This is a genomic window from Thalassospira tepidiphila MCCC 1A03514 (assembly GCF_001662875.1).
Classification (GTDB): domain Bacteria; phylum Pseudomonadota; class Alphaproteobacteria; order Rhodospirillales; family Thalassospiraceae; genus Thalassospira; species Thalassospira tepidiphila.
In genome coordinates this window covers 291,348-306,192 of record NZ_JPVZ01000005.1, presented here as the reverse complement: position 1 = coordinate 306,192, position 14,845 = coordinate 291,348, and the positions used below count along the sequence as shown (strand labels likewise).

Annotated in this window: 12 protein-coding genes; all 12 read left to right on the top strand. The window is 55.1% G+C overall.

All coding sequences use genetic code 11. The features are described 5' to 3' along the window. Nucleotides 1-7 precede the first annotated feature (7 nt). Nucleotides 8-1,447, top strand: a complete 1,440-nt coding sequence (gene nuoN / locus TH4_RS13550; protein WP_245227870.1) for an NADH-quinone oxidoreductase subunit NuoN — start codon at nucleotides 8-10, stop codon at nucleotides 1,445-1,447. A gap of 2 nt (nucleotides 1,448-1,449) precedes the next feature. Next, nucleotides 1,450-2,208 carry a biotin--[acetyl-CoA-carboxylase] ligase gene (locus TH4_RS13545; protein ID WP_064781500.1) on the top strand — a complete coding sequence of 253 codons (759 nt, stop codon included), beginning with the start codon at nucleotides 1,450-1,452 and terminating at the stop codon, nucleotides 2,206-2,208. A gap of 43 nt (nucleotides 2,209-2,251) precedes the next feature. Then, nucleotides 2,252-3,046, top strand: coding sequence for a type III pantothenate kinase (locus tag TH4_RS13540; RefSeq protein ID WP_008891217.1), 795 nt, complete (start codon nucleotides 2,252-2,254; stop codon nucleotides 3,044-3,046). A 73-nt stretch (nucleotides 3,047-3,119) separates the two neighbouring features. Continuing rightward, nucleotides 3,120-4,796 (top strand): ribonuclease J, encoded by a 1,677-nt coding sequence (locus TH4_RS13535; protein ID WP_197147393.1) that lies wholly within the window; start codon nucleotides 3,120-3,122, stop codon nucleotides 4,794-4,796. A 107-nt stretch (nucleotides 4,797-4,903) separates the two neighbouring features. After that, nucleotides 4,904-5,308: a methylmalonyl-CoA epimerase gene (gene mce, locus TH4_RS13530; RefSeq protein ID WP_008891215.1), complete on the top strand. Its 405-nt coding sequence runs from the start codon at nucleotides 4,904-4,906 to the stop codon at nucleotides 5,306-5,308. A gap of 125 nt (nucleotides 5,309-5,433) precedes the next feature. Continuing rightward, nucleotides 5,434-5,673 carry a DUF1467 family protein gene (locus tag TH4_RS13525; RefSeq protein WP_008891214.1) on the top strand — a complete coding sequence of 80 codons (240 nt, stop codon included), beginning with the start codon at nucleotides 5,434-5,436 and terminating at the stop codon, nucleotides 5,671-5,673. A 529-nt stretch (nucleotides 5,674-6,202) separates the two neighbouring features. Next, nucleotides 6,203-6,670, top strand: a complete 468-nt coding sequence (locus tag TH4_RS13520) for a hypothetical protein (RefSeq protein WP_245227868.1) — start codon at nucleotides 6,203-6,205, stop codon at nucleotides 6,668-6,670. Between the two features lie 150 nt (nucleotides 6,671-6,820). Then, on the top strand, nucleotides 6,821-8,146 hold the full coding sequence (gene proS / locus TH4_RS13515) for a proline--tRNA ligase (RefSeq protein WP_064781498.1): 1,326 nt from the start codon (nucleotides 6,821-6,823) through the stop codon (nucleotides 8,144-8,146). A gap of 116 nt (nucleotides 8,147-8,262) precedes the next feature. Continuing rightward, entirely contained in the window at nucleotides 8,263-9,513 is a 1,251-nt protein-coding gene (locus TH4_RS13510; protein WP_064781497.1) for a lipoprotein-releasing ABC transporter permease subunit, read from the top strand. After that, a complete protein-coding gene (locus TH4_RS13505; RefSeq protein ID WP_008891210.1) occupies nucleotides 9,506-10,240 on the top strand; it encodes an ABC transporter ATP-binding protein in 735 nt (244 codons plus the stop codon). The genes TH4_RS13510 and TH4_RS13505 overlap by 8 nt, the downstream gene beginning before the upstream one ends. Nucleotides 10,241-10,329: 89 nt before the next feature. Continuing rightward, nucleotides 10,330-13,815, top strand: a complete 3,486-nt coding sequence (dnaE, locus tag TH4_RS13500) for a DNA polymerase III subunit alpha (RefSeq protein ID WP_064781496.1) — start codon at nucleotides 10,330-10,332, stop codon at nucleotides 13,813-13,815. Nucleotides 13,816-14,045: 230 nt separating this feature from the next. Next, nucleotides 14,046-14,825: a 30S ribosomal protein S2 gene (rpsB, locus tag TH4_RS13495; protein ID WP_008891206.1), complete on the top strand. Its 780-nt coding sequence runs from the start codon at nucleotides 14,046-14,048 to the stop codon at nucleotides 14,823-14,825. The last annotated feature ends 20 nt before the right edge of the window (nucleotides 14,826-14,845 follow it).

The following is a 14,845-nucleotide window of genomic DNA, read 5'->3' as shown; positions in this document are numbered from 1 at the left end:
AATGAACATGGGAGTTTCTATGCTCAACCTCGGGGCCGCGCTGCCCGAAATGTTTATGGCAGTTTCTGCCTTGGCGCTGTTGATGCTTGGGGTTTTCGCCGGCAAGGACAAATCCTTCCGTACCGTATCCTGGCTGGCAGTGGCCGCCCAGGTCATTACCATCGCACTGGTGGTGATGGGTGATGGTGGTTCGGCATTCTTTGGTCAGTTCAGTGCTGATCCGTTTGCCAAGTTCTGCAAGGTCCTGATCCTGATCGGTTCTGCAACCGGCATCATCATGGCCATGAACTTTGCCGAGCGTGAAAACATGGCACGCTTCGAGTTCCCGATCCTGATCACTCTTGCCACCCTTGGCATGATGGCGATGGTATCGGCAACCGATATGCTGTCGCTGTATCTTGGTCTCGAACTGCAGTCGCTTGCACTTTATGTTGTCGCTGCTATCCGCCGTGACACCGTGCGTTCGACGGAATCGGGTCTGAAATACTTCATCCTCGGTTCGATCGCCTCGGGCATCCTGCTGTATGGCATGTCGATGGTCTATGGCTTTACCGGCACCACGAACTTTACCGTTCTGGGCAATACCCTTGTCGGTGGTGAACTGCCGCTGGGTGCGCTGGTTGGTCTGGCCTTCATCTTTGCCGGTCTGTGCTTCAAGGTTTCCGCCGTTCCGTTCCACATGTGGACCCCGGACGTTTATGAAGGTGCGCCGACCCCGGTCACGTCCTTCTTTGCGGTCGCGCCGAAGATTGCCGGTCTGGCACTGTTCATCCGCGTTGCGGTTGGTCCGTTTGGCGGTGCTGTCGAAGACTGGCAGCAGATCATTGTCCTGATCTCCATCCTGTCGATGGCGGTTGGTTCGTTTGCCGCTCTGCGTCAGGAAAACATCAAACGTCTGATGGCCTATTCGTCCATCGGTCACGTTGGTTTCGCACTTGTCGGTCTGGCCGCAGGCACGCAGGAAGGTGTCACCGGTGTTCTGGTTTATCTGGGTATCTACCTTGTCATGAACCTTGGCACCTTTGCCGTCATCCTGTGCATGCGTCGTAATGACCGCATGAACGAGGAAATCACCGATCTTGCCGGTCTTGCGAAAACCAAGCCGCTGATGGCCGCGATCACTGCGATCTTCATGTTCTCGATGGCAGGTATCCCGCCGCTGGCTGGCTTCTTTGGCAAGTTCTATGTCTTCAAGGCAGCCGTTGATGCCGGTCTTGTGACGCTTGCAGTCATTGGCCTCGTGACCTCGGTCGTCAGTGCCTATTACTACCTGCGTATCATCAAGGTCATGTATTTCGACGAGCCGGTCGAAGGCTTTGATCGCAATGGTACCGAGATGAATGTCATCATGGCGGTTGCAACGATCATCATCCTGGCCTTCGTCTTCTTCCCGAACCCGCTGATGGATAGCGCAGCTGTTGCCGCGGCATCGCTGTTTGGGATGTAAGAATGGCATTGCGAACGATCCGTCTTCCCGAAGGTTTCACCCTTCACGAAAGGGATACGATCGACAGCACGAATGAAGAGGCCAAGCGCCTCGCAGACAAGGGCGCCCAAAGTGGCGCCCTTGTTATAGCCAGAACCCAGACGTCCGGTCGCGGCCGCCGTGGTCGTGCTTGGTCGTCACCGGTGGGCAATCTGTATTCGTCGCTGTTGCTGCGTCCGACCTGTTCACTGGCCGAAGCCGCCCGTCTGACCTTCCTGATCGCTGTTGCCATGGCCGAGGCGGTTGAAACCGTCACCGGCGGTATGGTGCGTCCGGATTGCAAATGGCCCAATGACCTGATGGTCAATGATCGCAAGATTTGCGGTATCCTGCTTGAAAGCGCTTCCAATCAGGGATCCGCAACCGACTATCTTGTGATTGGGGCAGGGGTGAATGTCGCCTTTTTCCCCGACGATGCTGAACGCCCGGCAACCTCGTTGGCGGCGTTGGGCTCCCCGGTTTCGGTTACGGATCTGATATCAACCTATGTCGCGCGCGTTGCACACTGGTTGCCGACCTGGGAACAGGACGGTTTTGCACCGATCCGCGAAGCCTGGCTCGCGCGCGGATATGGCATTGGCAAACCGGTTGTCGCCCGCCTGACCGAACGCGAACTTCAGGGAACTTTCGTCGGGCTTGATGAGGGTGGCGAACTTATCCTAAGAGAAGACAGCGGTTTTGAGCACCGCATCGGGGCTGGCGAAGTGTTCTTTGCCGCCTGATATAACCACATAGCTTGCTTTGTAGCGGAGGCTTGTAAGCATCATGTTGCTTGCGATTGACGCCGGGAACACCAATATCGTCTTTGCGGTTTTTGATGGCGATACCATCAAGGGCCAGTGGCGCTGTTCCACCACCACCGAACGCACCGCGGACGAGTTGGGCGTGTGGTTGCACCATCTTTTCACGCTGTCTGGCGTGCCCAAGGATGCGATTACGGGGGCGATTATCGCCACCGTAGTTCCGGCTGCGGAATTCAGCCTCAAGACCCTGTGTCGCCGTTATTTCAATGTCGAACCGATGGTTGTCGGTGATCCTGCGGTCAATCTTGATATGAAAATCATCATGGACCGACCGAGCGAGGTGGGTGCAGACCGCCTTGTCAACGCGATTGCCGCCCATGAACTGTTTGGCGGGCCGCTGGTGGTGCTTGATTTCGGGACGGCCACGACCTTTGACGTGGTCGACGGCAATGGTGATTACCTTGGCGGTGTGATTGCGCCGGGTGTCAACCTGTCGATCAAGGCCCTGCATATGGCCGCGGCCCAGTTGCCGATGGTCGCGATTGAAGCCCCGCGCAGTGTGGTGGGTAAAAACACGGTCGAAGCCATGCAGTCAGGGGTCTATTGGGGCTATGTCTCGATGATCGAAGGGTTGCTGGCGCGTATTCGCCAGCAGCAAAATGTCGACCAGATGAAAGTCGTGGCAACCGGTGGGCTTGCGCCGCTCTTTACCAAGGCGGTTGATGAAATTGAATATCTGCACGGTGATCTGACCATGCTGGGTTTGTTGATGATCTATCGTCGCAACAGCCAGCAGACCGAACGCCCTACAGGATAAAGACTTGCGTGACGCAAGGGGAACGATTATCCCGCATGTAATTGATGCGCCGAAAACAAAGGATATAGCTTCCGTGGATTTGTATTTGCCAAAAGATGACGTTTTGTTCGTGCCGCTCGGAGGTTCCGGCGAAATTGGCATGAACCTGAACCTTTATGGCTATGACGATCAATGGTTGATGGTCGATATGGGGGTTTCGTTCGGCGAGGAAGGGTTGCCGGGCGTCGATGTGGTCATGCCCGACCCGACCTTTATCGAGGAACGCAAGGACAAGCTGCTTGGTCTGGTCCTGACCCACGCGCACGAAGATCACCTGGGCGCTGTGCCGTATCTGTGGCCGCGTTTGAAATGCCCGATTTACGCGACCCCGTTTGCCGCCGAATTCCTTAAGGCCAAGCTGTCCGAAACCGATTTTGCCGACCAGGTGCCGATCCATGTGATCGAACTGGGCGGGCGGTTCCAGCTTGGTTGCTTTGATATCGAATTCGTCACCATGACGCACTCGATCCTGGAACCGAACGCCCTTGCCATCCGCACGCCCAAAGGCCTGATTGTCCACACGGGCGACTGGAAGTTCGATCCCGATCCCCAGATTGGCGAGGCATCGGATGTCAAAAAGCTCGAAGCACTGGGCGACGAAGGTGTCATGGCGCTGGTGTGTGATTCGACCAATGTGTTCTCGGAGGGCAAAACAGGCTCCGAAGGCGATGTCGCCAAGAACCTGTCCAAACTGTTCGCCGAACATCCGCAAGGCCGCATTGCCGTTGCCTGCTTTGCCACCAACGTTGCCCGTGTGCAGTCGGTGATCGAAGCGGCCCATGAAAACGGCCGTTGTGTCGGGCTTGCCGGCCGGTCGCTTAACCGCGTGACAGAGGCCGCGCGTGAAGTTGGCTATCTTAAAGGCTATCCGAACCTTCTGACCGACGAAGACGCGATGGAAGTTCCCAAGGATCAGGTGCTTTTGCTGTGCACCGGGTCACAGGGCGAACCGCGTGCAGCATTGTCGCGCATTGCCAAGGGCGATCATCCGACGGTTCAACTCGATCCGGGCGATACGGTTGTGTTCTCGGCGCGTGAAATTCCGGGCAATGAAAAGTCGATTGGCTATATCCAGAACCTGCTGATCCGCCGTGGCGTCAAAGTCATCACCGCGCGTGATGAACCGATCCACGTATCGGGCCATCCGGGCCGCGAAGACCTGACCCGAATGTATCAGCTGACCCGCCCTAAAATCCTGGTGCCCGTGCATGGCGAAACCCGCCATCTGTGCGAACAGGCTGCCCTTGGTGCGGAATGTCAGATCCCCGAACAGGTGATCCCGCATGACGGCACGGTTATTCGGCTGGCGCCCGGCGATGCCCACGTTATCGGCGTGGCAGAGGCCGGCGTTCTCGCCCTTGATGGCGGCCGGTTGCTCAAACGCGATGCCGATACCTTCCGTAACCGCAATCGCATCGTCTGGAACGGGGTGATGTTTGTGACTGTGGTGCTCAACCAGTTTGGCGAAATGGTCAATGAACCGATGATCACAGCCCCCAGCCTGTTTGACGAGCCCGGCGAAGAAACCCGTCTGGATCAATTTGCGGCCGAAATCGGCAATCGCATTGATCAGCTTAATGACGAAGAAGTCATGGATGATGCCACGGTGATCCTTGCCGTCCGTCAGGCTTTGCGCCGTCCGGTGCGTCAACGCATGGGCAAACGCCCGCTGATCGAAGTGCATCTGGCGCGTGTGAAAGAGCAGGGCTGATTAAGCACGCAGGCAACCGCATTCGACCAAAAGCGCAGTTGTCTTAAAGATGTTCACCGTCCTAGATTAGCCCCAATCGGGCAGATGAAAGACGTTAGGAGAACACCATGATTGGACGGCTGAACCACGTTGCGATTGCTGTGCCGGATCTAGAGGCCGGAATTGCGCAATATCGCGATGTTCTGGGCGCAAAGGTCTCGGAGCCGCAAGACGAACCCGATCACGGCGTGACGGTTGTGTTTGTCGAACTGCCCAATACCAAGATCGAACTGCTCTATCCGTTGGGGGACAATTCCCCGATCAAGGGTTTCCTTGAAAAGAACGCGTCGGGCGGCATTCATCATGTCTGTTACGAGGTCGATGACATTCTGGCTGCGCGTGACAAGCTGCAGGCAAGTGGTGCACGTGTTCTGGGTGATGGTGAACCCAAGATCGGTGCCCATGGCAAGCCGGTTCTGTTTTTGCATCCCAAGGATTTCAACGGAACCCTGGTCGAACTCGAACAGGTTTGATTAAACGCAAACCGCTTTAGCCCCTCACGAGATCCGCCGCACAACGTCCGGCCTTGCAAAACAGGTCGGGCGTTTCTATCGTCTTTTAAACATTCAGATGCTGCATCCAACCCGAAGGCACCCCTATGAACTGGTTTTCCGGACTTCTTGTTTACATCGTTATCTGGTGGCTGGTTCTGTTCATGGTGCTGCCGGTCGGCGTCAAGCGGGTCGAAAATGTTGAACCGGGCCATGACAGCGGCGCACCGGAAAAGCCGCATATGTGGAAAAAGATCCTCGCCACCAGTCTGATTTCGGCAATTCTGTGGGTGGTCGCATGGTTTGTCATCACCAGCGGCATGATCGAAGTCCGACCGCCGCAATAAGGCGCTTGACCCAATCCGTAAAATATAAAACCCCGCAACATTTTGTGCGGGGTTTTGTCGTTTTGGCACGTCGTAAGCCCTGCAGAAAAATCATGGCTCGGCGCGTCGATTGGGGCAGGGGCAAAAAAAAAGCAAGATCACAAGGATCTTGCTAAGACGCTATTTTTATAGCTGTTTTCCCGTAATCTTTTTATACTTCCTCCTAAGACCTGGGCTTATGCACAGGTTTTATTTCGACGTCGCGCCTGCTTCTTGTATGCTTATTGGCAACAAAGCCTCCCGCAATATTATGAGCGGCTGCGATACGCCTTCCGCAACGATCTTGCGCCGTTAGCGGACGACTAAAAAGCCACATGTTTCATTTTTATGCAAGATGTTTTGACCAAACTTCACAAATGAATCGTTGCTGCACTGCACACAGATAGGACGAAACTAAATCATGCCCCAGTTTTCATTGGTCCAATCTATTTCAAACGCCGGATTTGGTCATAAAATCAGACTATTGGCACCTGTCACAGTGGCGATGCTGATGGTGTCTCCGCTCATCACGGCCAAGGCGCAGGACGAATCCCCATTCCCCTCCGCGACAGAACAAACGGATGGCGGTGCTGCGGATGATGCTGCAGCAACAAATGAGGCACCGGCACCAACGATCACTGTTACGCGTGCTGCCTGCAAGGAACTGGTCACGCATGTGCCGGACGACGATGTGGCGTACAAGCCGGGTGTTGATGTGCGCGGGAATGCGGTTGCCCCGGCAGATTTGAATGGTGGCAGCAACATCTTGAATTCGCTGCCCAAGGAAATCGAATTTCCGGTCACCATCGACTTCTTCAAATATTCCGGCATCACCGTGCCGGACGGGGTCAGCGGCGAACAGAATATCGGCAAGATCACCTATCGCAACGGGCGGGTTTATTTCAATGATCAGCCGCTTGGCGATGATGCCAACAACGCTGAACTGATTGATGCATGCCGCAAGGCGGGCTTTCGTTGATTGCCGTCGTTGTTTTGCCATCTTTGGCGCTTAACCAGCCATCGATGATATAAAGCAAGTTCCGGCTTGCGTTTCGGGCGGCTCTGTCGCATTTTCCGGGCAAGGTTATTACAGACCCAAATATTCAGATCTGATCATCACGAGGCATTGATGCGTCTTTCCCAGTTCTTTCTGCCGACCCTGAAGGAAACCCCTTCGGAAGCCCAGATTGCGTCCCATCGTCTGATGCTCCGCGCCGGTATGGTGCGTCAGCTGACCGCAGGGATCTATTCCTGGCTGCCACTCGGCCACCGTGTTCTTAAAAAGATCGAACAGATCGTTCGCGAAGAACAGGACAAGATCGGCTTTAACGAGCTTCTGATGCCAACCATTCAGCCGGCCGAGCTGTGGCAGGAAAGTGGTCGTTATGATGATTACGGTCTTGAGATGCTGCGCATCACCGACCGTCATGATCGCAAGATGCTGTTTGGTCCGACCAACGAAGAAGCGATCACCGACATCTTCCGCAAGGATGTGCGCTCTTATAAACAGCTGCCGCAGCTGCTCTATCATATCCAGTGGAAATTCCGCGATGAAATCCGCCCGCGCTTTGGCGTGATGCGGGGTCGCGAATTCTACATGAAAGACGCTTATTCGTTCGATATCGATTACGAAAGCGCGCGTCACACCTATAACAAGATCTTCCTGGCTTATTGCCGGACCTTCACCCGTTTGGGCGTCAAGGCGATCCCGATGGTGGCCGATACCGGCCCGATCGGTGGTGATCTTAGCCACGAATTCATCATTCTGGCCGATACCGGCGAAAGTGAAGTCTTCTGCGACAAGAAGTGGCTCGACAAGGACCTGACCGGCAAGGGTGTTGATCTCAATGATCGTACCGGCCTTGAAAACTGGGTGCAGGGCACGCTTGAAGATTACGCCGCGACCGAAGAAATGCACGATGCCAGCAACGAGGCTGTAACGGCCCTTGGTGATGATCTTGTCACCACGCGCGGCATCGAAGTTGGTCACATCTTCCACTTTGGTACCAAATATTCCGAACCGATGGGCGCAACCGTCCTTGGCCCGGATGGCACCGAAGTTCCGGTTCAGATGGGCTCGTACGGCATTGGCGTGTCGCGCCTTGTCGGTGCATTGATCGAGGCATCCCACGACGAAAACGGCATTATCTGGCCGGAATCTGTCGCGCCGTACAAGGTTGGCCTGATCAATCTGCGTACCGGTGACGATGAATGCGATGCGGCCTGTGAAGATGCCTATGCCAAACTGACCAATGCCGGGATCGAGGTCCTTTATGATGACCGCGATATCCGCGCCGGTGGCAAGTTTGCCGATATGGATCTGATCGGTCTGCCCTGGCAGATCGTCATTGGCCCCAAAGGCCTTAAAAACGGCGTTGTTGAGCTCAAGAACCGCAAATCGGGTGAGAAAACCGAAGTCACCTTCGAAGCGGCGCTTAATCAGCTCAGCGCCTGATAAAATATGCTTTCAGACGGGGCAGCTTGTGCTGCCCCGTTGCCATTTTCGGTTTGAACGCTAAGTTCTTTGTTCATACCTTTTTCCTGACCCGCTTCCACAAGGATCGATTGCCCATGTTCAGTCCGTTCGAACGTATGGTGGCCTTTCGCTACCTGCGTCCACGTCGGCAGGAAGGCTTTGTTTCCGTCATCGCCATCTTCTCGTTGCTCGGCATCATGTTGGGTGTTGCGACACTCATCATTGTCATGTCGGTGATGAATGGTTTCAGGGCGGAACTGCTTGGCCGAATTCTCGGGCTGAACGGCCATATCTCGGTCTATGCACAGGGTAATGGCGGCCTTGGCGATTACGCCAAGATCGAAAACGAGATTGCCAAAAATGGCAATGTGGTTCTGACCGTACCCGTGGTCGAAGGGCAGGTGATGGCATCGAAGAACGGCCGCGCATCCGGTGCCATTGTGCGCGGCATGCGCCCCGAAGATGTCAAAAAACGCGAAACCATCGCCGATAATATCGTTTTCGGATCCTTGGATGATTTCAAGGGCGAAGACACCGTGATCATGGGCGCGCGTTTGGCCATGAAGCTTGGCGTGGGCGTTGGCGATACGGTCAACCTGATCTCGCCGAAGGGCAATGTCACCGCATTCGGTTCCGTGCCGCGTGTGCGGGGTTACACCGTGGCGGGCTTGTTTGATATTGGCATGTATGAATATGACAGCGGCTTTATCTTCATGCCGCTTGAGGCCGCGCAGGTCTATTTCCGACTTCCGGAAAAAATCACCCATTTTGAAGTGATGCTTGAAGATATCGGCGCACTTGATGACACCATGGATGAATTGCTGGCAAGCTTGTCCGGGCAATCCTTGCGTCTGGTCAATTGGCAACAATCCAATGCCGGGTTCTTTAATGCGCTTCAGGTCGAACGCAATGTGATGTTCCTGATCCTGACCCTGATCATCCTTGTTGCGGCATTTAATATCATTTCGGGCATGGTCATGCTGGTAAAGGACAAGGGGCGTGATATCGCGATCCTGCGCACCATGGGGGCAACCCGTCAGTCGATCATGAAGGTATTCTTCCTGGCGGGTGCATCCATCGGTGTGCTGGGCACGATTTCTGGTCTGGTCATTGGGGTTCTGTTCTGCCTGAACATCGAAAATATCCGTCAGTTTATCCAAAGCCTGACCGGGACTGACCTTTTCAATGCCGAGATTTACTTCCTGTCGCAGCTTCCTGCCGACATGGATGTCGGCGAGGTCGTTATGGTTTGCATCATGTCGCTGACACTGTCCTTCCTTGCCACGGTTTATCCGGCATGGCGGGCATCGCGCCTCGATCCGGTGGAGGCCCTGCGCTATGAGTGATCTGTTGAAAACAACCGCTGAACAGCGCGCGCGTAAAGTCGTGCTGCGCCTAGAAAAGATTGACCGCATTTTCAATCAGGGCCCCGATCAGCTCGAAATTCTGAAATCGGTTGATCTCGAAATCCATCAGGGCGAAATCGTTGCCCTAGTCGGGCCGTCAGGTGCGGGTAAATCAACACTGCTTCAGATTGCCGGTCTGTTGGAAAAGCCCGATGGCGGGCTGGTGTCCATCGGTGGCAAGCGCAGCACGGATCTGTCTGATCTGGCGCGCACTGAAATGCGCCGCAGCCACATCGGCTTTGTTTATCAGTACCATCATTTGCTGCCGGAATTTTCGGCCCTTGAAAATGTCGTCATGCCGCAAATGATCAAGGGCCTGAAACGGGCCGAGGCCGAAGAACGCGGGTTGGAACTGCTGCGTTGTCTTGGCCTTGAAAAGCGTGCTGATCATCGCCCGGCGCGTCTGTCAGGCGGCGAACAACAGCGTGTTGCAATTGCCCGTGCGCTGGCCAACGTGCCTGATGTGCTGTTTGCCGACGAACCCACCGGCAACCTTGATCCGCAAACCGCCGAAACGGTGTTTGGCATGCTGATGACACTGGTGCGTGAAACCGGTCTTGCGTCGCTGATTGCGACCCATAACCCGGAACTTGCACGCCAGATGGATCGGGTGGTGACGCTGCGCGACGGTCATTTGATCGAACTCGATCCCGCTGATCTTCCCTAAGCGATCAAAATTCTTTAAGCTGGTTTTGCCGCGCCTGTGATGGGCGCGGCACTCCTGCATTTTTCTTATATTTCAGAGGTCTGGCTCCGATGGAAAATGGTTTCGTCCATCTTCGTGTACACACCAACTATTCGCTGGCCGAAGGTGCGATCACGACCAAGGAGCTTGCCAAACTCTGCGCTGCTGACGGCCAACCCGCCGTTGCGATGACCGATACCGACAACATGTTCGGTGCGCTTGATTTTGCCGGTGCGCTCAGCGGTGCCGGCATTCAGCCGATCCTTGGCGTGCAGATGGGCGTGGAACGTTATGGCGACAAGCCCGCTGTTGGCAAAATCGCCCGCGAACCGATGCCAGACCGCCTTGTTCTGATTGCTCAGAACAAGGAAGGCTATTTCAACCTGCTGAAAATCGTTTCGCGCGCACATATGACGTCGGAAGCCGGCAGCGAGCCAAAGGCCCTTTACGAACATATCCGCAAATATGCCGACCACATCATCTGCCTGACCGGTGGCCCGACCGGGCCGCTTGCGCGTTTGCTGGGTGAAGAACAGCTCGAAAAGGCCGAAAGCTGCTTATCCGAGCTTAAGGACATCTTTGGTGACCGCCTTTACATCGAATTGCAGCGCCATGGTGAACCGCTTGAAGAACAGGTCGAACCCGGCCTGATCAAGTTGGCCTATGATCATGATGTGCCGCTGGTCGCGACCAATAACTGCTATTTCCCGACGGTCGATATGTACGAAGCCCATGACGTATTTATCTGCGTCGGGCAGGGGGCGGTTGTTGGTCAGGAAGATCGCTGGAAACTGACCCCGGATCATCGCTTCAAGTCGGCAGCCGAAATGCGCGATCTGTTCGCCGATATCCCCGAGGCCTGCGACAATACGATTTTGATCGCAAAGCGTTGTTCCTGGCACGTGGAAAAGATCGATCCGATCTTGCCGCCCTTTGATTGCGGCGAAGGCCGCACAGAGGTAGACGAACTCCGCCACATGTCCGAAGAGGGCCTGAAAGGCCGTCTGGAAAAATACGTCTTCACCGATGAAATGTCGGATGCGGAAAAGGAAGAAATCGCCAAGCCTTATTGGGAACGCCTTGATTACGAACTTGGCATCATCAATCAGATGGGCTTCCCGGGTTACTTCCTGATCGTTGCCGACTTCATCCAGTGGGCAAAGGATCATGAAATCCCGGTCGGGCCGGGCCGTGGTTCGGGTGCGGGCTCGCTCGTGGCCTATGCACTTCTGATTACCGACCTTGATCCGCTGCGGTTTTCGTTGCTGTTCGAACGCTTCCTGAACCCGGAACGTGTGTCGATGCCTGACTTTGACGTCGACTTCTGTCAGGACCGGCGCGGCGAGGTGATCGAGTATGTGCAGAAAAAATACGGCCACGACCGCGTCGCACAGATCATCACCTTTGGTAAGTTGCAAGCAAAGGCCGCTGTGCGTGACGTCGGGCGTGTATTGTCGATCCCGTATGGCTATGTCGACAAGATCTGTAAAATGATCCCGGGCGATCCGGCCAAGCCGATCCCGCTGAAAGAAGCCATTGATATGGAACCGGATCTGCGCCGCATCGCGCGTGAGGACCCGGACATTGATCGTCTGCTGTCGATCGCCATGCAGATCGAAGGGCTTTATCGTAATTCATCGACCCACGCGGCAGGTGTCGTGATCGGTGACCGCGACCTTGATGAACTGGTCCCGATCTATCGCGATCCGCGTTCCGACATGCCAGTCACCCAGTTCAACATGAAGTATGTTGAAAATGCCGGTCTGGTGAAGTTTGACTTCCTGGGTCTTAAGACGCTGACGGTGATTATCGAGGCCGTCAATTTGATGCGTCTTCGAAAAGACGTCCCGCAAGACTTTGATATCAGTGCAATTCCCCTTGATGATCGCCCGGCCTTTAAGCTTCTGTCAGCAGCCGAAACCGTCGGGGTTTTCCAGCTTGAATCCCAGGGCATGCAGGATGTCTTGCGCGGGCTAAAGCCCGATACGCTTGAAGATATTATCGCTGTCGTGGCGCTGTATCGTCCGGGTCCGATGGATAACATTCCGCATTACATCGCGCGTAAGCACGGTCAGGAAGAACCTGATTACATGCACCCGATGTTGCAGCCGATCCTCGAAGAAACCTATGGCATCATGATCTATCAGGAGCAAGTCATGGAACTTGCCCAGATCATGGCGGGCTATTCGCTTGGCGGTGCTGACCTGTTGCGCCGTGCAATGGGTAAGAAAATCGCCGAGGAAATGGAAAAGCAACGCAGCCTGTTTGTTGATGGCGCGGAAAAGAACGGCGTTGATCGCGGACAGGCGTCTGACATCTTTGATCAGGTCGCCAAATTCGCATCCTACGGCTTTAACAAATCCCACGCGGCGGCCTATGCGCTGGTGGCCTATCAGACGGCATATCTCAAGGCGAACTACCCGGTCGAATTTATGGCCGCCCTGATGACGCTTGATATGCACAACACCGAAAAGCTGGCGATTTTCAAACAGGAAGTCGAACGGCTTGAAATCGAAATCCTACCGCCTTGTGTTAACAATTCCCAAGTCGCGTTTTCGGTTGAAAACCACGATGGCGTGCGCAAGATCCGCTATGCACTGGCTGCGGTTCGAAATGTCGGCGATGCCGCAATGGAAAGCCTGGTGGCCGAACGCGAAGCCAACGGACCGTTCAAGGACATCACCGATTTCGCATCGCGCATCGACAGCCGTGCGGTCAATAAACGCCTGCTTGAAAACCTGGTACGCGCCGGGGCGCTGGATTGTCTTGCGTCCAACCGCAAGGTCATGTTTGAAAATGTCGATAAGGTCATCGCCGTTGCCCAACGCGAAATGCATGCGCGCAACGACGATCAGATTTCGATGTTTGGTGACAGCAGTGGCTTTGGCAAGGATCAGATCCGTCTGCCTGATGAACGCGACTGGGTCCCCATGGAAAAACTGACCGAGGAATTCTCGGCCATTGGGTTCTATCTGTCTGCCCATCCGCTTGATACATTTGGCAAAAGCATCCAGCGCATCGGTATCGCCCCGATCAAGGAATTGCCGGCCCGCATGCGTGCATCAAACAAGGGTACCATCCGCTTGGCCGGAACCCTGATCAACGCACGCGAAATGATCTCGAAAAAGAACGGCTCGAAATTCGCCTTTGTCATGTTCTCGGACCCGACCGGCAGTTTCGAAGTCGCCTTCTGGGCCGAGGCATGGGCGGCATACAAGGAAATCATCAATGCCGGACGCCCGGTCTTGCTTAACGTTTCTGCTGAAATGCGCGAAGGCCAACTGCGCATTCAGGGCCAGCGCGTCGAAGACCTTGAACAGGCAGTCGCCGGTGCTGCCGAAGGCATTCGAATTCGTCTGAACCGTCCTGATCCCGTCGCGGAAATCCGTCAGTTGCTTGAACAGGCGGGCCGGGGGCGTGGTCTTGTCAGTCTCTCAACGGTTTGCGATGACGGTCGCATGGCCGAGATCGAGCTTGAAGAAAACTACAAGGTTGGCCCATCCCTGATCGGCGCAATTGGCGCGATTCCCGGTGTGGAATTTGCCGAAGAAATCTGATGATTTCATCTGGTTGGCGCGCATCGTCCGTCGGAACTGTTGAGAACCGCACATTTGTGCGCATTTTAGGGGTTGCAATCTCTCGCTGAGGGGATTAAAACCCGCCCGAACATCGCACGCGGAAGAGCGGCGACTGCCGTCATATGGCAACTCGTCCATCCGGTGTTTCATACATGGTGTATGGAATTCCCTTCCGCGGAGGTATTAACCGGAAAAAGGTAGGAATTATCATGGCTTTGCCAACCTTTACCATGCGCCAGCTCATGGAAGCTGGTGTCCACTTTGGTCACCACACCCGCCGTTGGAACCCGAAGATGAAACCGTACATCTTTGGTGCCCGCAACGACATTCACATCCTGAACCTGCAGGAAACCGTTCCGATGCTGCATCGTGCGATGCAGGCTGTTCGTGACGTAACCGCTTCGGGTGGTCGTGTTCTCTTCGTTGGTACCAAGCGTCAGGCTTCCCCGATCATCGCAGACGCTGCAAAGCGTTGCGGCCAGTACTATGTGAACCATCGCTGGCTCGGCGGCATGCTGACCAACTGGAACACCGTTTCCAACTCGATCAAGCGCCTCAAAGAGCAGGACGAAATCCTGAACGCTGGTGCAGAAGGTCTGACCAAAAAAGAAATCCTGAACCTGACCCGTTCGCGCGACAAGCTTGAGCGCGCTCTTGGCGGTATTAAGGACATGGGTGGTCTTCCCGACATTATCGTCGTGGTCGACACCAACAAAGAATCGCTTGCTATTCAGGATGCCAAAAACCTGAACATCCCGGTTGTTGCGATCCTCGACTCCAACTCTGATCCGGCAAACGTTCAGTTCCCGGTTCCGGGCAACGACGATGCGATCCGCGCAATCCAGCTGTATTGCGATCTGTTCGTTGGTTCCGTTCTGGACGGCATCCAGGAAGAAATGACTGCTTCTGGCGCAGACCTTGGCGAAGCGGAAGAAGTTCCGGCCGAGGCAGCTGCTGCTTCCGAAGCTGCAGAAGAAGCTTCCGCATAAGTTTCATTTTGTACCTTATG